This window comes from Bacillus sp. iso_77, assembly GCF_056173625.1.
The window spans coordinates 1,698,655-1,718,937 of sequence record NZ_CM149683.1 but is presented as its reverse complement, the minus strand read 5'-3'; the positions used below and the strand labels follow the sequence as shown (position 1 = coordinate 1,718,937).

The 20,283-nt window shown below is 39.2% G+C and carries 22 protein-coding genes and 1 pseudogene; 7 read left to right on the top strand and 16 right to left on the bottom strand.

The window, feature by feature from the left end; all coding sequences use genetic code 11:
• Positions 1–71: 71 nt before the first annotated feature.
• Positions 72–485, bottom strand: a complete 414-nt coding sequence (locus AC0VYC_RS08685; RefSeq protein WP_041507230.1) for an Rrf2 family transcriptional regulator — start codon at positions 483–485, stop codon at positions 72–74.
• A 48-nt stretch (positions 486–533) separates the two neighbouring features.
• Positions 534–1,007 (bottom strand): VOC family protein, encoded by a 474-nt coding sequence (locus AC0VYC_RS08680; RefSeq protein ID WP_051404169.1) that lies wholly within the window; start codon positions 1,005–1,007, stop codon positions 534–536.
• Positions 1,008–1,166: 159 nt separating this feature from the next.
• On the opposite strand from AC0VYC_RS08680, the gene AC0VYC_RS08675 reads away from it, so the two are divergent.
• Complete coding sequence (locus tag AC0VYC_RS08675) at positions 1,167–1,610, top strand: DUF2188 domain-containing protein (protein ID WP_007499382.1); 444 nt, start codon at positions 1,167–1,169, stop codon at positions 1,608–1,610.
• 28 nt (positions 1,611–1,638) lie between these two features.
• Here the strand turns inward: AC0VYC_RS08675 and ku are convergent, their stop codons facing one another.
• Positions 1,639–2,487, bottom strand: coding sequence for a non-homologous end joining protein Ku (gene ku, locus AC0VYC_RS08670; protein WP_007499384.1), 849 nt, complete (start codon positions 2,485–2,487; stop codon positions 1,639–1,641).
• Positions 2,488–2,602: 115 nt separating this feature from the next.
• Between ku and AC0VYC_RS08665 the strand changes: the two genes are divergently transcribed.
• Positions 2,603–4,468 carry a DNA ligase D gene (locus AC0VYC_RS08665; protein ID WP_327855451.1) on the top strand — a complete coding sequence of 622 codons (1,866 nt, stop codon included), beginning with the start codon at positions 2,603–2,605 and terminating at the stop codon, positions 4,466–4,468.
• 34 nt (positions 4,469–4,502) lie between these two features.
• Positions 4,503–5,198 (top strand): YoaK family protein, encoded by a 696-nt coding sequence (locus AC0VYC_RS08660; RefSeq protein ID WP_008343947.1) that lies wholly within the window; start codon positions 4,503–4,505, stop codon positions 5,196–5,198.
• 39 nt (positions 5,199–5,237) lie between these two features.
• Here the strand turns inward: AC0VYC_RS08660 and AC0VYC_RS08655 are convergent, their stop codons facing one another.
• From AC0VYC_RS08655 to AC0VYC_RS08635, 5 genes are all read right to left on the bottom strand, one after another.
• On the bottom strand, positions 5,238–5,459 hold the full coding sequence (locus tag AC0VYC_RS08655; RefSeq protein ID WP_024719106.1) for a hypothetical protein: 222 nt from the start codon (positions 5,457–5,459) through the stop codon (positions 5,238–5,240).
• Between the two features lie 462 nt (positions 5,460–5,921).
• A complete protein-coding gene (locus AC0VYC_RS08650) occupies positions 5,922–7,034 on the bottom strand; it encodes a response regulator aspartate phosphatase (protein WP_327855452.1) in 1,113 nt (370 codons plus the stop codon).
• Positions 7,035–7,279: 245 nt separating this feature from the next.
• A complete protein-coding gene (locus AC0VYC_RS08645; RefSeq protein ID WP_427243663.1) occupies positions 7,280–8,497 on the bottom strand; it encodes a BclA C-terminal domain-containing protein in 1,218 nt (405 codons plus the stop codon).
• Positions 8,498–8,541: 44 nt separating this feature from the next.
• Positions 8,542–8,886: a DUF3992 domain-containing protein gene (locus tag AC0VYC_RS08640; protein ID WP_008343952.1), complete on the bottom strand. Its 345-nt coding sequence runs from the start codon at positions 8,884–8,886 to the stop codon at positions 8,542–8,544.
• 74 nt (positions 8,887–8,960) lie between these two features.
• Positions 8,961–9,614: a CotZ-related putative spore coat protein gene (locus tag AC0VYC_RS08635; RefSeq protein WP_024720419.1), complete on the bottom strand. Its 654-nt coding sequence runs from the start codon at positions 9,612–9,614 to the stop codon at positions 8,961–8,963.
• 385 nt (positions 9,615–9,999) lie between these two features.
• Here AC0VYC_RS08635 and AC0VYC_RS08630 point away from each other — a divergent pair, with 385 nt between their 5' ends.
• Positions 10,000–10,371 (top strand): iron chaperone, encoded by a 372-nt coding sequence (locus AC0VYC_RS08630; RefSeq protein WP_008343954.1) that lies wholly within the window; start codon positions 10,000–10,002, stop codon positions 10,369–10,371.
• Positions 10,372–10,428: 57 nt separating this feature from the next.
• Here AC0VYC_RS08630 and AC0VYC_RS08625 read toward each other — a convergent pair whose 3' ends face one another.
• Both AC0VYC_RS08625 and AC0VYC_RS08620 read right to left on the bottom strand, forming a co-directional pair.
• Positions 10,429–11,010: an undecaprenyl-diphosphatase gene (locus AC0VYC_RS08625; protein ID WP_024720417.1), complete on the bottom strand. Its 582-nt coding sequence runs from the start codon at positions 11,008–11,010 to the stop codon at positions 10,429–10,431.
• 140 nt (positions 11,011–11,150) lie between these two features.
• Positions 11,151–11,682, bottom strand: a pseudogene (locus tag AC0VYC_RS08620) (GNAT family N-acetyltransferase).
• A 185-nt stretch (positions 11,683–11,867) separates the two neighbouring features.
• Here AC0VYC_RS08620 and AC0VYC_RS08615 point away from each other — a divergent pair.
• The gene (locus AC0VYC_RS08615) at positions 11,868–12,329 is read left to right on the top strand and encodes a macro domain-containing protein (protein ID WP_135008858.1); all 462 of its coding nucleotides are present in this window, start codon (positions 11,868–11,870) and stop codon (positions 12,327–12,329) included.
• A gap of 62 nt (positions 12,330–12,391) precedes the next feature.
• Here the strand turns inward: AC0VYC_RS08615 and AC0VYC_RS08610 are convergent, their stop codons facing one another.
• The 4 genes from AC0VYC_RS08610 to AC0VYC_RS08595 form a co-directional block, all read right to left on the bottom strand.
• The gene (locus AC0VYC_RS08610) at positions 12,392–12,880 is read right to left on the bottom strand and encodes an immunity protein YezG family protein (RefSeq protein ID WP_335350574.1); all 489 of its coding nucleotides are present in this window, start codon (positions 12,878–12,880) and stop codon (positions 12,392–12,394) included.
• Between the two features lie 5 nt (positions 12,881–12,885).
• Positions 12,886–14,811, bottom strand: coding sequence for a T7SS effector LXG polymorphic toxin (locus AC0VYC_RS08605; protein ID WP_475389918.1), 1,926 nt, complete (start codon positions 14,809–14,811; stop codon positions 12,886–12,888).
• Between the two features lie 224 nt (positions 14,812–15,035).
• A complete protein-coding gene (locus tag AC0VYC_RS08600; RefSeq protein WP_039166523.1) occupies positions 15,036–16,145 on the bottom strand; it encodes a response regulator aspartate phosphatase in 1,110 nt (369 codons plus the stop codon).
• Between the two features lie 398 nt (positions 16,146–16,543).
• A complete protein-coding gene (locus AC0VYC_RS08595; RefSeq protein WP_335350576.1) occupies positions 16,544–17,389 on the bottom strand; it encodes an SMI1/KNR4 family protein in 846 nt (281 codons plus the stop codon).
• Positions 17,390–17,580: 191 nt separating this feature from the next.
• On the opposite strand from AC0VYC_RS08595, the gene AC0VYC_RS08590 reads away from it, so the two are divergent.
• Both AC0VYC_RS08590 and AC0VYC_RS08585 read left to right on the top strand, forming a co-directional pair.
• The gene (locus AC0VYC_RS08590; RefSeq protein WP_475389915.1) at positions 17,581–18,000 is read left to right on the top strand and encodes a stress protein; all 420 of its coding nucleotides are present in this window, start codon (positions 17,581–17,583) and stop codon (positions 17,998–18,000) included.
• Positions 18,001–18,034: 34 nt separating this feature from the next.
• Positions 18,035–18,295, top strand: a complete 261-nt coding sequence (locus tag AC0VYC_RS08585; RefSeq protein WP_217967133.1) for a YesK family protein — start codon at positions 18,035–18,037, stop codon at positions 18,293–18,295.
• A 102-nt stretch (positions 18,296–18,397) separates the two neighbouring features.
• Here AC0VYC_RS08585 and glnA read toward each other — a convergent pair whose 3' ends face one another.
• On the bottom strand, positions 18,398–19,732 hold the full coding sequence (gene glnA, locus AC0VYC_RS08580) for a type I glutamate--ammonia ligase (RefSeq protein WP_007499421.1): 1,335 nt from the start codon (positions 19,730–19,732) through the stop codon (positions 18,398–18,400).
• A 60-nt stretch (positions 19,733–19,792) separates the two neighbouring features.
• Complete coding sequence (locus AC0VYC_RS08575; protein WP_007499423.1) at positions 19,793–20,203, bottom strand: MerR family transcriptional regulator; 411 nt, start codon at positions 20,201–20,203, stop codon at positions 19,793–19,795.
• Between the last annotated feature and the right edge of the window lie 80 nt (positions 20,204–20,283).

Genomic DNA, 20,283 nt, shown 5'->3' with positions numbered 1-20,283 from the left:
CATCAGAGCATTCGTTATAATCAAAATGGTTACAACGAAGGGGTAAAAAAAGCTCTATGTATGAGCTTTTTCTACTCCGCCTCGATTAATAATTGCTTAATTGTCACTTGTTTTAGGCGATGCTCAAGTGCAGACTGTGCTTCTTTGAGTTCTTTCCGCAGTCTCGTATCCATGGCTTGACCAATTCGACACGCAATGACTGGTTGATGAAAATTAAACAACTCTTCATCTTCGATTACATCCACAGCCCGGTACACATCTAGTAGAGTAATGTCCTCTGCCGGCCTTTTTAAGGAAGCACCGCCAACTCCTCGGCGAATCTCAATGAGATCCGCCTTTTTGAGCATAGCCATCATTTTTCTGATAATGACTGGATTTGAATTGACACTTTCTGCAATAAAATCCCCTGTGCACTCTTTTGAAACACCCGCAATAAAAGATAAGATATGAACAGCAATGGTATACCTGCTGCTAATTTGTTTCACATTCCTTCACCACCGTTGTAATCAATATAGTTACAATGAGCGGTTTTGTCAATCAATAAACGGATTTTTCTTTCTTTCCCAATCTTCAAATGTCATCATCTCATGATGTTCTGCTGCATCAATTTCTAGCGGTGCAATACATTCAAGCAGATTTCCATCGGGATCAAGAAAATAAATGGCGGCATGAAATTGTGGTGGATTATCAAGTACTAAAGGCTGTTGCTCTTCCGAAAAGCCAAACATCGGATGTATGCTGATCCCTTTTTCTATCAGCCATTCTTTGATCTGGTCAAGGCTGGATGTTTCTATTTGGAAGGCCACATGTCGCGTCGCTGGGTGATATGGAACAGTGGACATATCAACCTTCCAAAGGCCGAGCCAGCTCTTTCCTTTCTCAATCCATAAAAAGGCCACTCGTTCATTTTCATGAGCAAGCGTTAATTCCAATTTTTCAAAAAAAGAAATGGATGCCTTCAAATCACTCACAGGTAAATGTGCTTCATACAAGCCTTTCATCATCATTTCAATCACTCCTTTACTATCTTCTATTGTGTAGGAATTGAAAACATTCTTCCTCAGCAAAACGATGTATTTCAACCAAGCCATTGGATTGAGATGGTGAAATGTTTGATCCATTGCATATGGGGGAAGGTGTTCAAATAAAAGAAAGGAGCGTTCAATATGCCTTGGACAATGGAAGATTATCCAGCTTCATTCCAATCACTAGACAAAGTCATTCGAAAAAAAGCACTTGAGATTGCCAACAAAATGGTGCAGGAAGGCTATGAAGAAGGTAGAGCGATTCCAATTGCGATCAATCAAGCGAAAGAGTGGAAAAAGAATGCGACGGAAAAAGAAATGGAGGACTTTCACTCTCATGGTTCTGTGACTCCTTCTAAGAAAAGCAGCTCTGCACGACCTGAGCTCATGGATCATGCGCAGCATGTCGTGAAACATGATGAAGGCTGGGCGGTTCAAACTGAAAAAGCGAAGCGTGCAAGTGAGGTAAAAGAAACGAAACAGGAAGCCATCGACCGCGCGAAAGAGATTTCATCTAAAAAAGGAACAGCAGTTGTCATCCACCGAACAGACGGGACGATTCAGGATGTGGTGAAGCCAAAATAAGACCGCCCTTTGGCGAGCGGTCTTTTCTTTATGCATTCTTTTCTTTTTTAGCGGGTGCTTTTCTTTTCTTAGGTGCTGCTTTTTTCGTTTTTTCAGGTTTTGATCGATCGATAGAAGCCTGCAAAGCGGCCATCAAATCGGTGACATTGGATGAAGCCTCTTTTTTACCTGTCGTTGCTGGTTGAACGGTATGTTCTCCAGAGATTTTGTCTCCAATTACATTCATCAGCTGCTCTCTGTATTCATCGCGATAAGCGGCTGGATCGAATGTGGTGGTCAGCTGCTCAATTAAAAGGAGTGCTGTATCCAACTCTTTCTTCACGATATTTTCCTCTTGCGGGATATTCGGGACATCTGATACTTGCCTAATTTCGTCAGGGAAATGAATGGTTTCCATTAGTAAAATATGTTCGTAGCACCTAACAATCGCTAATTGCTCCTTTGAGCGAATCATGATCTTGGCTACACCGATTTTCCCTGATTCTTGTAACGCTTTTCTTAATAATGAATAAGCCTTTGCTCCGCCGGTATCTGGAGATAGAAAATAACTTCTTTCATAATAGATGGGGTCGATCTCTTCTATCTTCACAAAATCAATAATTTCGACGGCTTTTTCTTCATTTTCTTTTCTCAACCTCTCGAGTTCTTCCTCATCCAATTCAATGAATTTATTTTTGGCATACTCGTACGCTTTTACAATTTGCTCTGGCGCTACCTCCTCGCCGCAGTTAGCACAAACCTTTTTGTAGTTAATCGGCGTATGGCATTCTTTATGAAGCTGTCTTAATTTAATATCTTTGTTTTCTGTAGCGGTAAACAGCTTGACTGGAATATTCACCAGTCCGAAGCTAATGCCACCCTTCCATACTGTATGCATCGTAACGCCTCCGTTCTTTTCTCCTTACTATGCAATGTTTTCATCTGAGTTATGTATGTTTATGAAAATTTCATCCCACTCTAAGAACACATGATGTAAGGAAGTGAAAAACACAATGAAACCGATGCGTTTAACGTCTGCACATGATATTCCTGTTGGAGCAGACTGGCTGTATGAATTAAAATATGACGGCTTCAGGGCCATTCTTATTTGGGAAAAAGACACCATCCATTTAGAGAGCAGAGCCGGAAAGCGATTAAATGAACAATTTCCTGAAGTCATTGATCAGTGCCAGCAACTAACAAAGCAGCTTGCACCTTTTTTACCGCTGACCCTAGATGGAGAATTGGTCTTTTTACTGAGTGAACAAGAAAGCGACTTTACTAAAGTTCAGCAAAGAGGCCGCCTGAAAAACACAGAAACCATTCAACGCCAGGCTAAGCGGTTTCCATGTCATTTGATTGCATTTGATCTATTGAGATTTAAAGGGAAATCCCTCGTTGATTTACCGTTGATTGAGAGAAAAGCTGAGCTGCATGAGGTGTTCCAAGCTGCAAATCTTCCTCTCTCCGTTCAGCTGAATCACCCCTCTCTTCTTCAAATCATCCAAACCGATAGCAGCCCTGATGACATGAAAAAAATCATGACGACATATTTAGCGGAAGGATTAGTTGCTAAAAAGAAGATGAGTAAATGGCAGGAGCATACCCGCTCGAAAGAATGGCTCAAAATCAAAAATTGGCGATATGTATCTGTCATCGTGACTCGTTTTGATAAAGACAATGGCTATTTTCAAGGATGTCTTTATCAAGAAACGAATCTCATAGAGGTTGTCCAATTTAAGCATGGTTTCTCTAAAGAAGAAGAACAAACCCTGCGCACCTTATTTCTAACCAAAGGTCAAATGACTGGAGCATCACATTATGAAATCCCACCATCCATTGTCGCAAAGATTGCCTGTATCTCTTTTGATGGATCAGCCTTACGAGAGCCCCGGTTTTCTTCGTTTTTATTCGATGCAGATCCAGCAACGTGTACCTTTCAACACATGCTCAAACAGCTTTATCCGCTCCCAGCTTTGATTGACGTCACCCACCCAGAGAAACCGGTTGTACCTGCCCTTCATATCACAAAGGCAGATTACTTACTTTATTTGAGGCAAGCCGCTCCCTATTTATTACCCTTTTTACGTGAAAGACGTCTTACGTTAATACGCTTTCCTCATGGCACTGGTGGAGAATCTTTTTATCAAAAGGCTACGCCCGATTATGCGCCTGATTTTGTTGAGACAGATCAAGCGCACGATATTTCTTACACAATCTGTAATGATCCTGACACGTTGCTTTGGCTTGGTAACCAGCTGGCGATGGAATTTCATATTCCTTTTGAAACGAGAGATACAGATCGGCCTGTAGAAATTGTATTTGATTTAGATCCGCCTTCTGTTAAAGAGTTTCACCTAGCAATAGAAGCAGCCAAACGAATCAAGGTCATTTTAGATGGACTCTTTCTCACTGCATTTATTAAAACAAGTGGTGGGAAAGGGCTACAAGTTTATATCCCATTGAAGAAAAATGCCTTCACATATGAACAAACTAGACAATTCACTGCGTTCATCTGCCAATTTTTATGTGAACAAGCACCCGAGTTGTTTACGCTAGAGCGTCTAAAGAAAAACCGCGGCAACCGTTTATATTTAGACTACCTTCAACATGATGCTGGAAAAACAATCATCGCCCCGTATTCCCCGAGAGGAAACGAGCTCGGACTTGTTGCAACACCGATTGAATGGGAAGAATTAAATAGTGAAGAATGTCACCCTTCTTTATTTACGATGCCGGCTGTTATGAAACGTCTAAAGGAAAAAGGCGACCCATTCCGGCAAATGAGGCACCATGTGAATGATGATTCTTTTCGACAAGTTTTATATCAGCTGCAGGACATGTTACCAGCTCATAAAATGGACATACGCGGTCATTAAGCGTTACACTTATTCATTAGAGAGAAAGAAAGGGATGACCATTTTGACCGCACACTCAATACGAAACATTGCCCTGATGTTCTTATGTCTTACCGCAGGAATAGTGGATGTTATTGGCTATTTAAGCCTAGGGCACGTGTTTACAGCAAATATGACGGGAAATATAGTACTGCTTGGCATTGCAGCAGGCAGTTCATTGCAGTTAACCGCTCTTCATTCCATCACGGCACTTAGCGGATTTGTTCTAGGTGTTTTACTAGCTGTTGTCATAGGTGGAAAACAAGAAAAAACATTTTGGCCAAAAGCCGTTACACGCATCTTTATCATAGAAGTCATCATCTTGCTTCTATTTGCTCTTATGACCATTTTTCCTTATACGCAAGGTGCTTATTTTATGCTGATTATCCTTTTAAGTATGGCGATGGGCATGCAAACGGCGGCCGCACGCAAATTAAATGTCGCTGGCATTTCTACAACAGTTTTAACGAGTACACTTGCTAACTTATTTGAAGATTTGGCGCAACGCTTATCAAATCGGGAAAAAAGAAAAGCCCCTATTCAACATGTGAGCTTGCTGCGAATCGGTTCTATTGTCTTTTACTGCCTAGGAGCTGCTTTAGCTGCGTATACAGATGCTTACGATCCGTTTATCATCATTTGGCTGCCTATTTGCATCCTAGGGGTTATTGTGATCACAGCTACATTTAAGCACTTTCACCAATTGAAATAGCCAATCTTAGATGGCTATTTCAATCACTGTGATGAAACATTAATAACTTCTTACATAAAAACCAGGAGGACGCCCCATAATGAATGTGGAGCCATATGGAGAATATCCAGAAAACGTCCCGAACCCCCCATATCCAGGGTAACCTCCTAAGCCCGAAAACACGCCAGGGCTCACATAATACCCGCCAAAGCCAATATGAGGTCCCACTGCTCCGCCGCTAAAACCGCCGCCATGAAAGCCTCCATACACCCGTGAATCCATACAATCACCTGCCTTCAACTTACACCTCATCTCATCATATGCGTGACAAATGGAGCGGTGTTCCCTCTTTTGTAACAATTTCTATGTACAATAGACCAATTTGATGAAATTTGAATGAAAAGTCCTGCAAAAAATTAAATTAAGCAAAGAAAGGTGACCTTTTTAACTTGTTGCTCTGCCCTATGTTTATTTAGAATAATGGAGCAGGTAACAAATTTGCACACCCCCTTTGTTGCGAATTCTTCTTATTAAACGTTCTTGCAGCGTTTAATAAGAAGAGCCTATTTTCACCCATATAAAAAACCCTTGCTGATCATCATCAACAAGGGCGAGATATGATTGGGTGATTAACCACCAATGATTTTTTCTGCTACTTCGAAAGAACCCGCTACATTTTCAGTTAAAACAGCCGCAGCGACCGCTAAACCTACAACGAATAATACTTTTAATCCTGTTTTCATCTTATATCAACCCCATTCTTTTCATATGTAAATCCGCTTCTAAACTTTTATTCAAGTAAAAAACAGACTGCTCATATAGTGCTTGATTTTCACAATACTTTGCAGCAAAGTGAGAAAGCTCTTTCACTTCATGATATTCATTCTTTTCTTCTAACTTTCTTAATTTCTCATTAATTTGCTGAAATCTTTGTGGCACATTCGTTAAGTAAAGATCATGTACGATGCCTATTTTGAGCTGAAACACTTCATGAGAAGCTTCTTTCATTCGGGCATATGCAGCCTCTATATACTGACTTGCACGCTGCTTTTCACCAATCACACAGAGTTCCCGGCTGATCAGATACGTAGAATGGAAAAAGAAATCTGAATCATAATACTCTTGATGAGACAATGCTTTTTCAAGATGTCGTATAGATTCTTTCGGTTTATTCCAAAATGAATATAAAATGGCCACATTATGGTGGTGCTGAGCCAGCATAAAATCATCCTGTTCGCTAGTCAACACCTCTTCCGCTAAACGATAATTCTCAAGCGCTTCTTCGTACCTGCCAATCTCTGTAAGGTTGGCTGCAATAAGAGAATATGAAAGTGCAGTTCTTCTTTCATATTGCTTGTGACGTTTATAGACGTGTAGAGCCCTACGAATATAACTTAATGAAAGCATAATATGACTCAGGCGATAGTAAAGCCACGCGACCTTAAAATCAAAATCAGCGCGTTCGATTTCACTTGGAATTTTATCTAAGAGCTTTTCCGCACTTTGATACATCTGTAATGCAACCTCATAATTCCCCTGATGCTGTTCATACACACCCTCATAAAAATCAAAATAATAAGCAAGGCGATTAGACAAATCATCATCTTTTTTCCCATAATGGCCTTCTATACTTTTCGTTGAAACATTGCCTTTTTGCCCTCTTAAATTGTACATCAAAATATGATGCCTTTTCTCTAGAAGAGAATAATACATGAGGATGTCATTATCATCAATTTCCTCTACTGCCTGTTTCGCTTTAGCAAATAGCCGTTCTGCCTCATCTGCATGATCTTTTTTGATTTCCATGTTCCAGTCATTTAATAGTGATGCCAATTCCGCCACAGGAACTTTGCTCATTCTACACCCCCAATCACCTTCAGCTACACCACATGATTTCACTAAATATGGAACTTCTATTAGCAATTGCTAATTCGTCCATTTGACATCATTTTAATATGAATCACTTGAATCTTCAATAACCGATTCCTTTGTTATTGCGTTTCTTTCTCCTAGTCAATGATGTATACACTAAAAATCCCGTCTTTTTTCTATTAAAGGACACGGTTGAATTGAAAAAAAAGCCCTTATTGGGCTTTTTGGATTTATTCCAATCTGATAATGGTTAATGCCGCTCCAACAGATCCCCCGCCAAGTAATACTACGGTTGCGACTAAACCGAATATTTGAAGAGAAATTTGATTCCCTGCTGCAAGTGTTGTAATGAGAGATACATTGTAGGTAGATGTAGATAAAGCAGGTGTTAAAATAGACCCTGCTATGGGTGTTCCGTTGTTAATCACCCTTGTTCCTGCCAGAAGTGCAGCGCTTGTATTTACTTGATACGTGATAAAATACCGCCCTGAAACAGGTACAGTAAACACCGTATTACCACCACTTACGGTAAATCCATCTAAACTTTGGTTATTAGGCAGCGTCACTGCCGTTCCGCCTAAAACAACCAGCACCGTACTTCCCGACGTATTGGATGCGTACATCGAGTTAGTTGTTAAACTAGTACCGGTTGGACCTGTGTCACCTGTTGTGCCCGTTGCACCGGTTGGACCTGTGGCTCCCGTTGGGCCAGTTACTCCTGTTGAACCTGTGGCTCCCGTTGGACCCGTCGAGCCGGTTGCGCCGGTTACTCCTGTTGAACCCGTGGCTCCAGTTGCACCGGTTACTCCTGTTGAACCTGTGGCTCCCGTTGGACCAGTTGCACCGGTTGGACCTGTGACTCCAGTTGTGCCCGTTACTCCTGTTGAACCCGTGGCTCCCGTTGGACCAGTTACTCCTGTTGAACCTGTGGCTCCCGTTGGACCAGTTACTCCTGTTGAACCTGTGGCTCCCGTTGGACCAGTTACTCCTGTTGAACCTGTGGCTCCCGTTGGACCCGTTGCACCGGTTGGACCTGTGACTCCAGTTGTGCCCGTGGCTCCAGTTGCACCGGTTACTCCTGTTGAACCTGTGGCTCCCGTTGGACCAGTTGCACCGGTTGGACCTGTGACTCCAGTTGTGCCCGTTGCACCGGTTGGACCTGTGGCTCCCGTTGGGCCAGTTACTCCTGTTGAACCCGTGGCTCCCGTTGGACCAGTTACTCCTGTTGAACCTGTGGCTCCCGTTGGACCCGTCGAGCCGGTTGCGCCGGTTACTCCTGTTGAACCCGTGGCTCCAGTTGCACCGGTTACTCCTGTTGAGCCGGTTGGACCGGTTACTCCCGTTGAACCCGTGGCTCCAGTTGTCCCTGTTGCGCCAGTTACTCCCGTTGGACCTGTGGCTCCAGTCGGGCCGGTTATTCCTCCACACATATTAAGTTGGGCGCACATGTCTCTCACTACTTTCAAACTGTGGAATCTTCAAGACATACACACTAATACTGATAATTGAGAGAAAACGAAACGACAATACTTCCAGTCGAGGTTCCACCAGTAGCTAAAATCCCAATCGAGTTCAGATCACTGAGCGTAATGGATCGACTCTCTCCTGGAGGTACCGTGAAATCAGGAACAGCTGTACCGTTTACCTCTAAAGCCACAGTAGGTGCTACAGCCACAATCCCATTGTTTTCCACCATGATGGTTCCGTTTATGACATAAGGTGTTCCATCTGTCCAGACGACAACTGCATCAGCTGCTGCTGCTAAATCAAGTGTGAAGCATACTGCATCATTTACAAAGCCCGCTTGTTCATTACTACATCCGCCTAAAATAGCCATTTTAACCCTCCTTCAACCTAGTCTTGATAGACTATGATCCATTGATATTGGATGATTGTGCGATTATCACAGCTTCAAAGCTTTATTTTTCTTCTTTGCACCATGTTGATTTGCATGTCTAATCGTGCTTGCACATTTTCAGTTGATGGAGATTTCAAGATAAATTTCACATCTTTCACAGTAATCGCACGACTTTCTCCTTTTTGGACAAGAAGATCATAACAAAATGTACCAGTGTGAATCCTAATTGCGACTGGTACATCCTGATGATCTTGATGATGCAACACAACAGTTGCCGTATTGAGAAATTTTGTTCCATTCCGCCATACTTCCACCGAACTGGGCGTTGTGGAAAAACAAAGAAAGATGTGGTGAGATTCTATGTTTTTTAAAATAAGCGCATCATATACAGGAAGCTCTACTTCAATGATTCCACATAAAAAAGAAAGATCTACAAGAATTTTCGAACTGGATCGATACAAAACTTTTTGACAGCATGTTGATCTATTGCAACACGGTACAAGAAGTTCCAACACCACACAATTCTGCTTTTCATTGATAGAACTCAAAGAAAAATAGCAAGTCTTAAACACACTTCTTTCAAAAAACACCCATGAGTAAAAAGGTTCCCCATCTTCCATGGTGAGCAAAAAGGGAGAACTCATCGAACGTTTGTGAGTAAAGCCTTCTAATTTTGTTTGATTGTTTATCTCTTTTAGTTTACTCATCAACAGGTTTGTCACTTACAATCAGCCCAATTCCATGCTGTATACATAACTATATGGTCTTTTATCATATGTGCCTTTGACTATTTTGTGCGATTGGATTAGACGATGAGCATAGCTTTTCATTTTTCAAGTTTCTCTATATAATATGAACAAGAACTTTCCGTGCCTCAGTAGCTCTAGAAGGGAAGAGCGCCGTAAAACAATTGTAGCTAGCGGGTCGCAAGGCAAGGGTTTCAGAAGCACCGAAAAGCAAATGAGCTGAGACAGGTGAAACTCCTGTCGGTGAAATTCCGTAGGGAAGCGTGTTGCCCCCTAGCCTATGCTTACGAAAGGAGTGCGGGTTCGAATCCCGTCTGAGGCTTGATGAATATGGAGGATGAAAACAATGCAGGTTTTTGAAGAATATGTAAGCAACATCGGTCATCCAGAGCTGAAACAGCGCATGCAAGACATCTTACAATGGATATCAGACACATTCCCTCAATTAGAGCCAAGAATTGCTTGGAATCAGCCCATGTTCACAGATCATGGCACATTTATTATTGGATTTAGCGTCGCAAAACACCACATTTCTGTCGCACCAGAAGGAAAAGGGATTGATCACTTTTCAGCAGATATTGTACAAGCTGGTTATGACCATGGAAAAAAGATGTTTCGGATGAAGGAAAGCTTACCGATTGACTATCCTCTGTTAAAAAAAATCATCGAATTTAACATTGAAGACAAAGCAGATTGTTCCACATTTTGGCGAAAATAATAAACACCCCGATCTGATGTCATAACAGATTGGGGTGTTTTTTCGTGGACTTACATATTATTTGATTCTCTCTCCTGTCCATTTCTGCTCCACCCATTCATAGCACGACAGAAGCAGGCTAACGCCCTTTTGGAATAGCGGCAAATAAACAACCGTTACTGCCGTTAAATAAGCGATCACAGCACCTGCCAACACATCAAATGGATAATGAACACCTACCCAAATCCTTGAAAACCCTACAGCGCAGGCAATGAAAAGCCAATAAATACGACGCTTGTGGAAAAGCCAAAAGACTATACAAATGGAAAAAATAAAAATGGTGTGATCACTCGGAAAAGAGTTGTTCACTTCCTTTTCGATTAAAAGATTGACTTGATTCAATTCTGCAAAGGGCTGCTGATTGGAATAAAAGAGCCCAGCGACTTTCCCTAACATCTCTGCCAAGATAAAGGTCAACCCAGCAGATATCATCATCCATCTGTTTCTTCTGCTCCGATTTTGAAACCACATGATCAAAAACATGATCGCAATGAACATCACTGAATATTCAGCCAATCCAATAAGAACTGGATTTAAGACATCGTGATTCATACTAAGTTGATTAATCGACCGAAATACCCGTTCATTAAACTCCTGCATCTCATTTCATTCCTTTTGCTTCGTTTAGGAAAAGGATAAATGAAAAAAGAAGACCGTGACATCGATCGAGCGAACAAAATAAAGGGATCATCTCACATTTTTGTCACTTCGTTGTCATCCGGATACAAAGAAACAAAGCACTATTTAGAATGAAACTGCTCCCATTCTTTTTTCAGCAAAGCATATTGATAGGTGTTGTCATATTTAGGGGTGCCATCCTCATTTGTAGTAAATGAAACAAACTCTAGAAAGAGGCCTTCTTTCCTCATGCCTAAACGCTCACATAATGTTTGAGATCGATCATTGTCATCTTCTACATATGCATATAAGCGCCTTGCTCCTTGATTGACAAATAGATATGACAAGAGAGCTTCTGCACTTTCACGGGCATATCCCTTCCCTTCATATAACGCATGAAAATTCCAGCCAATTGAATACGTGTCAGGCTCATCTTTTAAATGAAACAGTTCACCGATAATCAACTGACTTTCTTTTAAACAAATCGCCATATAAGAGTGATCTGCTTTTCTTTTTTACACCTTAGCGACCGCTTCTTCTAATGTAGAGATTTGATCATCCAGAAAACAATTTACTCTTGGATGCAAGCATTCCAGGTGCATCTTCATCACGAAATGGTCTAAGAATTAACCGTTTTGTTTCTATTTTATCCATAAGGGTCTCCTTACTATTTCTTCTTTATCTTTCACTATTTTAGATGTCATGGACTGTTTTTGATCATTTGATCGCATGGACGTATCCATTTTTAAACTCCAAGCGCTTTTTGTAATGAAATAATGTCATCAAAACTGATATAATAGAACATAAGTTTGTATTTTATTGAAAAGGGATGACTTGAAATGATCAAAACGGTAGAAGGCAATATTTTAGACGCAGAAGAAGATATCATCTGTCACCAAGTGAATTGTAAGGGTGTCATGGGAGCAGGATTAGCAAAGCAAATCAAAAGCAAATACCCAAATGTGTATAAAGACTATAAACGTTTATGTGCAGAACAAGGAGATGACTTATTAAGCTCCGTCCAGCTCATCACAACAAACGATGGAAAAACCATTGCCAACTTATTCGCTCAAGTTGGATACGGAAGAAAAACAAAACAAACAGATGACGACGCATTACGCAGCTGCTTTGAACATCTAAAACAGACAGTAACAAACCCAAATGAAGAGAACCTCCTTCATTCTATCGCCATTCCTTATGGGATCGGCTGCGGCTTGGCAGGTGGCGATTGGACGGTTGTTCGAGAGATGATAGAAGAGGTCCTTGGTGAGTGTGAAGTGACGGTTTATCGGTTTAAATAGGTAAAATGAGAAATTCTAATGAATTACAAAAACCCTCCTTCATTTATTTGGAGGGTCATTTACTATTTGTTATTTTCTTCTTTATTTTTCAAATAATTTAGCACAGCTTCTTTATCTTTCTCGTCTTCAGGTAGAAATCCGAACGTTTCGTATTCCCAAACGGCTATTCTTTGATCACCATCAATACCTAATGAGAAAATATCCTCATACCCATATTCAATCGAGAATTTACCTGAATGCTCCATCTCAAGCGTGAGATTAGTCCATGAACCATAATTATTTTTTTCATATAATGTTTTTAACTGTCTAAATAATCGTGTTAATTCAACTAAAAAATCCATATATATTGATCTACTGATATTAAATAATTTAGGTATATTGTGCCCGTAAATAAACTCCTTATCCCCCTTTTTTCTAAAGTAAAAAGTTATTTCTGCTTCGTGTTTGACCACTTCCGTATACATTCGTATTTCTTCCCATTCAACTGGAATGTTATCATGAATAAGTTCAGCTATTTTTTGATAGATAGAATCTATTGTTATGTTTTCCATATTATTCACCCTCCGATTTTATTTTCAATAATTAGATACTTTTCTTTTCCTTCTATGCTATAAAACACACCAAACTCAGAGGGTCTAATTGAATCATTTAAATATTTCGGCTCAATTATAACTTCTACACGCTTTGGGGGATCAGATGCTAATGCTTTTCTCCATTTCTGTTCCATCTCATACCATTTCCCGCCACTACGATTAATCTGCGAATTCATCGGCACCAGATTATCAATATCACCAGAACCTTTGAAAATAGTCGCAATTAAATGACCACCATCATCATCCAGCAATCGATCCGGCTTTCCTGAATTGGATTGAGCATATTGGTTTCTTTTGACCTCTCCATATTTTAAATTATTTGCTTCGACTTTGACAATGCGGCCATAGTGATCTGTTGTGTAGGTGTAACCTTGCTTTGTTGAATAAACGACATTCGGTTTTAATACCTTTTTGCGTTTCCATCGCACATAGTGCTCTCCGTAACTGACAACGGTCGGTGGTGATTTGGGTGCTGGTAATCTTCTGCCTGTCTTAGAGATTCCGTATCCTGAGTTGTTATCTAGACGCTTTGCCATGGAGATGAGTTTATTTTTGAGATTTTCTCCGTCAAACACGTTATAAGGGAGTTTCCCTCCACCTGATAGTTGAAACTTTGGTGAGTATGGCAATAGATTCGGAATGGTGACGTTACCGATTGATTTTGCCCCTTGTTCAAGCCCTTTCTTCACTGTTGTTTTGGCAGCTGTTGTCCCTGTTTTTGTGATGGCTCCTGCCCCTTTAGAACCAAAGACAATTTCCGCAAGAGAACCAGTCGCATAGGCGAACCAGTGTGACCGAGAATACGCATCACCATTTATGACTTCTTTTTGGAATGAGTCTGAAATCGATTTTCCAATCGCTTTCGATGTTTCAATTGGATGTGAAACAGCCGTTACGACCGATTCAACGGCACCTCCAGGATCTGTCACAAGATCGTAGATACCAACTACTGTATCTTTTGCCACATCATATAGACCAACTGCAGCACCTTTTACACTATCAACGAATACCTCCGATGCTTCTTCCTGTGCTTTGATTTGGAGAAGCTGGCTGTAATACATTTTTTGATCATATGTGAGATTCTCATATCCAATTTCGTCTACAATCTCAAAGTATTTCGCTTCCGATAGACACGAAGGATCATTGAGCTTTTCTTTCAGTTCTTTGATTCTTCGTTTTTCTTTTTCTTCTTTTTTCACCTTTAAATATGCTTTCACCTGTGCATCGATTTTATCATGATTCTTGTACACATCTGTCTCATGAAATGCTTTTGAATCGTAATACATTGGCTGCGCATTCTTTCCTTTTCCAGTAGCAGCTATCATCTTTGCATAAAAAGTGTTGAGGTGGTTCTCAACCGCTTCTGACTTTGCGTATTCCGTTTTTAAATCATTGTCTATTTGATGTAAAACTTCAATGGTCTCTTTTCTTTTTTTGTTCGCATCATCTAAATGTTCATTGACCTCTTTACTTGAAAAAGTATGTAATTCAATTAAATCACTGATATCGTCAAAAATAGTGGAAAGAGCCTCTTTTTGTTCTTTGACCATATCTTTATTGTTCTGAATCCCTTGTTTTAATTGAGTGTCTAAAAAGTGCTCATCAATAAAAGTACTCCCGCCTAATGATTCATCATCAAGCTTTCCTTTGACTCCATCTAAAAAAGCCTTTTGCATATCGATAAAATCAAGATAAGCGTCTGTGTACAGCGCAAGATCCTCATAAAAAGATTTGATATTGTCTGCACCTTTTCCAGTAAATTCATCACCTAACCCCGACACACTTTTTAATGCTTTTTTCACAAGTTTCATTTCTTCTTGAAGCTCATGATAGGCCTTTGATCTCTGTTCTACAGCTGATAGTAAAGATGGAGCATCTAATATTTTCATATAAAAAAGACTCCTTTTATGACATATTCTTTTACCAGAATACCATAAGGAGCCTGACACTTTAATCCACTTTATCGTTTTTTAACCAATTAACCTCCAGAGCTACCTCTTGATGCAACTGTTTGGACATCTTCATGTAGAGGTTGAGTCAAACCGTTTGTAAAGAAAAGTGTACCTAGAGCTACCACAGCTAGTGAAAATGTAATAAAAACCGACTTCTTCAATTAATTCACTCCTTTTCCTACATACTGGCTTGCGAGTAAGGCTCTTTTATAGTAATTTAATGACTGTTTCAGCAAGCCTCTCCCCTCTAAATATTTCGCCACATCAACCAGAATCTCCTCTAAATCAACCCATACTCTTTTCTCTTCAAGCTCTAAACACAGATTGTTTATATTGTTCAATTGAGATTGATTTTTTTCATACAATAGTTCTTTTAACAATTTAAATTTTATTTGAAAAACGTTATGGTTGACTTGTTCTGATAAAGAAATGCCTAGATCAATCCATTCAATCGCGTCATTACTTTTACTGGAGATTTCTATTCTAGAAAGTTCATATAAACATCTCATCTTCAATAAATCTTGATTTTCGATCTCTTTATAACTCAACGTGCGCCTAAATAGTGCTGATGCTTCTTCTAAATTTTCTTTTTTGCTTTCTAGAAAACCCATATTGTAATATAGATGAATGATTAAATGATTGTCATTAATACTTTCGATCATATTCTCAGCTTCACTAAAAAGAGCTCTTGCTTTATCATATTCAAATTGATCAATTAAGTTTAACGCATGTAGCATCCTACAGTTAATCTGTCTTTTGATATATGTTTCATGCGCATTAAATGTGTCACACGCAATTTGTGCATGATATTTTGATAAAAAGGTCATTTTCAAATCATAAAATAGAACTGCGATTTTATAATGAAATTCAGCTTTTTCTATTTCATCATCAACATAAGCCAACTTTTTTTCAGCTATTCTGAAGTAACTTAATGCCTTATCATAATCTTGCAAGTAGTCATGATAGATCCCATTATAAAAGTAGAAGTAATATGACATGAGTTTATTTGTTTTTTCTTCTTTTTCGTCTGGAGCATTCCGCTGAAAGAATGGCTTATCTAAATTTCTGCTAATATTCTGAAGTTTCAGCTTAAGCCTAAAGCTCAAAAGTTGATAGTACAAAAGAATATCTTGATTTTCTTCCATTAAATCAATTGCCCTGTCTATGTCATCTTGCATTTCTATAGCTGCCGATAAATCCCCTTTTTGTATCGCAAGATTCCAAGTGTTTAACATGTTCCCTACCTCCTGAGAGGCAATTAATCCTGACATTCCTTTACCCCCTTCTAAACAAATCCCTAGTATAATTCTAACACGCATTTTACAACATATGTAAAGTGAATCTGCTCATAATAGAAATTTTCGGTATCCCGCAAATATGATAATAATTGAATGGTATGCAATTATAAGAGTTGGTTAAAAGAGAGAGTAGCCAGAAAGGACTTGATACTTATTTCTTTTATTGACCACCTTCATTTTTTAAAAAGAAATTCACAAAATATTGTTTTGAAATTGATATAAAAAGACCTGACTGAGTTTCAGCCAGGTTCATGAAGGGGTCAATCTAAATTATATTATAATGAAATCAAAACAGATAATTAAACATCCGTTCTCATTCACTCTTTGAAAATTCAACCTATACAGTATACTCTACATGCTCTAATTTTGCCTTAATCTAAAAAATCAATATTAACAGCGAAATTTCCAGCTGTTACAGTTATCTGAGGAATTTTAGTTTTTTCAAAAATGTCTACAATTTCAAATAATGTCTTTTTTATAATATCGTTACTTGGCATTGTATATACTCTTAATATAAGGATTGTTTCAATGCTTCTAGCTACTTCAAAAAGAACGTCTTCATCTTTAACAGATTCAATGTAACTTTTTATTCTTTTAAAGAACCACTCTACTTCTTCTAAATCTTGTAACGGATATTTAGTAATTTGATGAATATCGGCTGGATTAGCTGCTTCTTTCTCTAAGATCGCTTCAAGTTCTGCTTTAGTTATATATTCCTCCTCTTCTTCTTCGTATTCACCCTCTGCTGCTTCCTCATCAACACTGTACTCAGCTGTATAAAGCCCCTCAATGAATTCATCAAAGGAATCTGCTAACTTAAAGTCTTCTTCCATCTCAACATCAAAATAATGAATTGCAGGATTCTCTTTCGTCTTTCGATAATCCATCGCTACCCAAGTATGGCCATCACCGTTAATCAAAACAAGCCCTTCTGGCAGCTCCCACTCTTTTATTAAGTAGGCACTATCCATAATTCCTTCACCTTCGGCGATACCCATCAGGTGATTAAATTGAATATGATCCTCAGCCCATGAATTAGAGTAAGTGGTTGGAAAAGCATTATGAATGGTATAACCACCATTCTGCTCTAATATGAGCTTTTTATATGTATCTGGCAAAGTGACACCAAGTTTCTTTTCAGCTTTAGCTATTTCTGCTTCGTTGATCTTTTTTAACGTATAGTAACCTTCCTCGTCTATTTCCCAAAATGATTTCAAGATGAATGCCTCCTAGTAAAATATGCACATAAGTATACCATCTTGCTGAGTATATTTAACAATTTAGGCAAAATAAAAGAAGAATATTAGTTACTTAGTCATTCACGCTGTCTATTTTTGTCGAAACGATAGTAAAAAGAAGGTACTTCATGTAAAATTTCCTTTGCACCTAAAAATCAGGAGGATCCAATATGAAGAAATTATCTATATTCATTTTTATTTGTTTCATGATGCTAACAGCTTGCAGTAGCGCAGCATCAAATGAAAAACAGCTCACGACAGGCAATATTATTGAAGCTTTTAAAAGTGCTGGGCTTGAAGCAGAAAAACCATCTGATCTTAAACAAAAAGAGTTTGGAAATATAAGAGAAGAAGGAAAAAGAATTCTCGTTCCTTCCTTAGGTGAAAATGCTGGTGGAAGGATTTTTAAATTTGGAAATGAAACTGATTTACAGCAGGCGAAATCTTATTATGATGAGTTAGGAAATGCTGGATCTATGTTCTTCTCTCACACCTATTCAAAAGGAAACTTTTTATTACAAATGAACGGTGAAATGAAAGATGCTGAATTTGAAAAGTATAAGAAAGTAATGGATGAGGAAATAAAATAATTTCATATATTTTTAAAAGAAGGAAGGTCAATAAATGTCATCATTTTGGCTGCTAACAGTTATCCTTACGATTGTTATATTGGGTGTTTCTTTGATCTTTAAAAGAAAGAATGCACCTTTACAGTATGGAATACCATCGATTCTCATTCTCATCAGTATTATCTTATTATTAATAAGTTTTTTCGTAGGAAAGTGGGAAGGTTTAGGACTGGGTGCAATCAGTATATCTTTACTGATTGCATCTGTGATCACCTTAATTTTTAATAGTACCTTGAGTTATTTTAGTCATAAATAACATAGAGCCACTTCTGCATAAGAAGTGGCTCTTTCGATTATAAAAATATACTAATTAAAATAAAAACACCCTGAAGCCAATGGCTCCAAGGGGTTTTCTTTATTAATACTGAGACATATACTGATCGCGTTCCCATGGGTGTACTTGGGTGCGGAACATATCCCATTCGATTTCTTTTGATTCGATGAAGTGCTCGAATAAGTGATCGCCTAGTGCGTTGATCATGACTTCGTTTGACTTGAGCAGCTCAAGTGCTTCTGCAAGTGTTGCAGGTAAGTCAGCGATGCCGTTTTCAAGGCGCTCTTCTTTGTCCATGACATAGATGTTTCTGTCGATTGGCGCTGGTGCGTCTAGTTTGTTTTTGATTCCGTCTAGACCTGCTGCAAGTAATACGCTTAGTGCAAGGTATGGGTTTGCAGATGGGTCTACACTGCGTACTTCTACACGTGTGCTAATGCCGCGTGATGCTGGAATACGAATCAATGGGCTGCGGTTTTGTGCACTCCATGCTACGTAGCAAGGTGCTTCATAGCCAGGAACAAGACGTTTGTAAGAGTTCACTGTTGGGTTTGTGACCGCTGTGAAGCTTGTTGCGTGCTTCACAATACCTGCGATAAAGTGTCTAGCTGTCTCGCTTAATTGTAAGTCTGCTTTCTCATCAAAGAATGCATTTTTACCATTTTTAAATAATGATAGGTTACAGTGCATACCAGATCCGTTTACACCGAACAATGGTTTTGGCATGAATGTCGCATGAAGACCGTGCTTTCTAGCGATTGTTTTCACAACAAGCTTGAACGTTTGAATGTCATCACAAGAACGGATGGCGCCTGCATATTTGAAATCAATTTCATGCTGACCAGGTGCTACTTCGTGGTGAGAAGCTTCAATTTCAAAGCCCATTTCTTCAAGCTCAAGCACGATGTCACGGCGGCAGTTTTCACCTAAATCTGTTGGTGCAAGGTCAAAGTATCCACCTTTATCGTTTAGTTCGAGCGTTGGCTCGCCTTTTTCGTCTAATTTAAATAAGAAGAATTCTGGCTCAGGTCCAAGGTTGAAATCACTAAATCCTAGTTCTTCCATTTCCTTCAAGATACGCTTTAAGTTGTTACGAGGGTCTCCATCAAATGGTGTTCCGTCTGGCTTATAAATGTCACAAATAAAGCGTGCAACTTTACCTTTTTCTGCTGTCCAAGGGAAAATAACAAACGTGTTTAGATCTGGATATAGGTACATATCTGATTCTTCAATACGTACAAACCCTTCAATAGATGAACCATCAAACATACATTTGTTATCGAGAGCTTTTTCTAACTGGCTCACAGGAATCTCAACATTTTTAATTGTTCCGAGAATGTCTGTAAATTGCAGACGGATGTACTTTACGTTTTCCTCATTTACTAATTTTACGATATCTTCTCTTGTGTACTTTGCCATTTCGTAAAACTCCTCCCCTACAAAAGGTAAAATGTGTATAGCAATGCTTTTGCTAATTGGTTAACGGAAGAACCTTGACATATCCCCCTGCCTAAAGGTCGTTCCTTGTTGGAAACGTCCAGCCTGAATGAGTTCCTTCTTCAGTAGCTTCCTGAGTTCATCATCTGTCAAGTTGTGCTTCGCTGTGGTTTTCTCCTCTGTCTTTGTTTCAGACGATGGATTTTCTGCCTCAGCTTTGGCAAAAAGTTTTTTGATTCCTGCCATGTTTACACCTTGTTCGATGAGGTTTTTGATTTCTAGTAATTTATCAACATCATGGAAAGAAAATAATCGGCGATTCCCATCACTTCTAGCTGGAAATACTAAACCATTTTCCTCATAATAGCGAATTTGTCTTGCAGATAATTCTGTTAGCTGCATGACAATCCCAATTGGGAATAAAGGCATTGAGCGGCGAATGTTATCACTCATCTCAACTGTCTCCTCCTCTTTGCTTAAATTTATTATATGTCATGTTATATTATGTGTCAACGAAATGTTAGGAATATTAA

Bases quoted from the DNA above. Each gene is read 5' to 3' on its own strand.
- AC0VYC_RS08615 (WP_135008858.1), top strand. From the start codon at position 11,868: ATGATCAAAACGGTAGAAGGCAATATTTTAGACGCAGAAGAAGATATC.
- AC0VYC_RS08605 (WP_475389918.1), bottom strand. From the start codon at position 14,811: ATGAAAATATTAGATGCTCCATCTTTACTATCAGCTGTAGAACAGAGA.
- AC0VYC_RS08680 (WP_051404169.1), bottom strand. From the start codon at position 1,007: ATGATGATGAAAGGCTTGTATGAAGCACATTTACCTGTGAGTGATTTG.
- glnA (WP_007499421.1), bottom strand. From the start codon at position 19,732: ATGGCAAAGTACACAAGAGAAGATATCGTAAAATTAGTAAATGAGGAA.
- AC0VYC_RS08585 (WP_217967133.1), top strand. From the start codon at position 18,035: ATGTCATCATTTTGGCTGCTAACAGTTATCCTTACGATTGTTATATTG.
- AC0VYC_RS08650 (WP_327855452.1), bottom strand. From the start codon at position 7,034: ATGAGCAAAGTTCCTGTGGCGGAATTGGCATCACTATTAAATGACTGG.
- AC0VYC_RS08660 (WP_008343947.1), top strand. From the start codon at position 4,503: ATGACCATTTTGACCGCACACTCAATACGAAACATTGCCCTGATGTTC.
- AC0VYC_RS08655 (WP_024719106.1), bottom strand. From the start codon at position 5,459: ATGGATTCACGGGTGTATGGAGGCTTTCATGGCGGCGGTTTTAGCGGC.
- AC0VYC_RS08630 (WP_008343954.1), top strand. From the start codon at position 10,000: ATGCAGGTTTTTGAAGAATATGTAAGCAACATCGGTCATCCAGAGCTG.
- AC0VYC_RS08575 (WP_007499423.1), bottom strand. From the start codon at position 20,203: ATGAGTGATAACATTCGCCGCTCAATGCCTTTATTCCCAATTGGGATT.
- AC0VYC_RS08625 (WP_024720417.1), bottom strand. From the start codon at position 11,010: ATGCAGGAGTTTAATGAACGGGTATTTCGGTCGATTAATCAACTTAGT.
- AC0VYC_RS08600 (WP_039166523.1), bottom strand. From the start codon at position 16,145: ATGTCAGGATTAATTGCCTCTCAGGAGGTAGGGAACATGTTAAACACT.
- ku (WP_007499384.1), bottom strand. From the start codon at position 2,487: ATGCATACAGTATGGAAGGGTGGCATTAGCTTCGGACTGGTGAATATT.
- AC0VYC_RS08635 (WP_024720419.1), bottom strand. From the start codon at position 9,614: ATGAGTAAACTAAAAGAGATAAACAATCAAACAAAATTAGAAGGCTTT.
- AC0VYC_RS08645 (WP_427243663.1), bottom strand. From the start codon at position 8,497: ATGTGCGCCCAACTTAATATGTGTGGAGGAATAACCGGCCCGACTGGA.
- AC0VYC_RS08665 (WP_327855451.1), top strand. From the start codon at position 2,603: ATGAAACCGATGCGTTTAACGTCTGCACATGATATTCCTGTTGGAGCA.
- AC0VYC_RS08640 (WP_008343952.1), bottom strand. From the start codon at position 8,886: ATGGCTATTTTAGGCGGATGTAGTAATGAACAAGCGGGCTTTGTAAAT.
- AC0VYC_RS08675 (WP_007499382.1), top strand. From the start codon at position 1,167: ATGCCTTGGACAATGGAAGATTATCCAGCTTCATTCCAATCACTAGAC.
- AC0VYC_RS08590 (WP_475389915.1), top strand. From the start codon at position 17,581: ATGAAGAAATTATCTATATTCATTTTTATTTGTTTCATGATGCTAACA.
- AC0VYC_RS08610 (WP_335350574.1), bottom strand. From the start codon at position 12,880: ATGGAAAACATAACAATAGATTCTATCTATCAAAAAATAGCTGAACTT.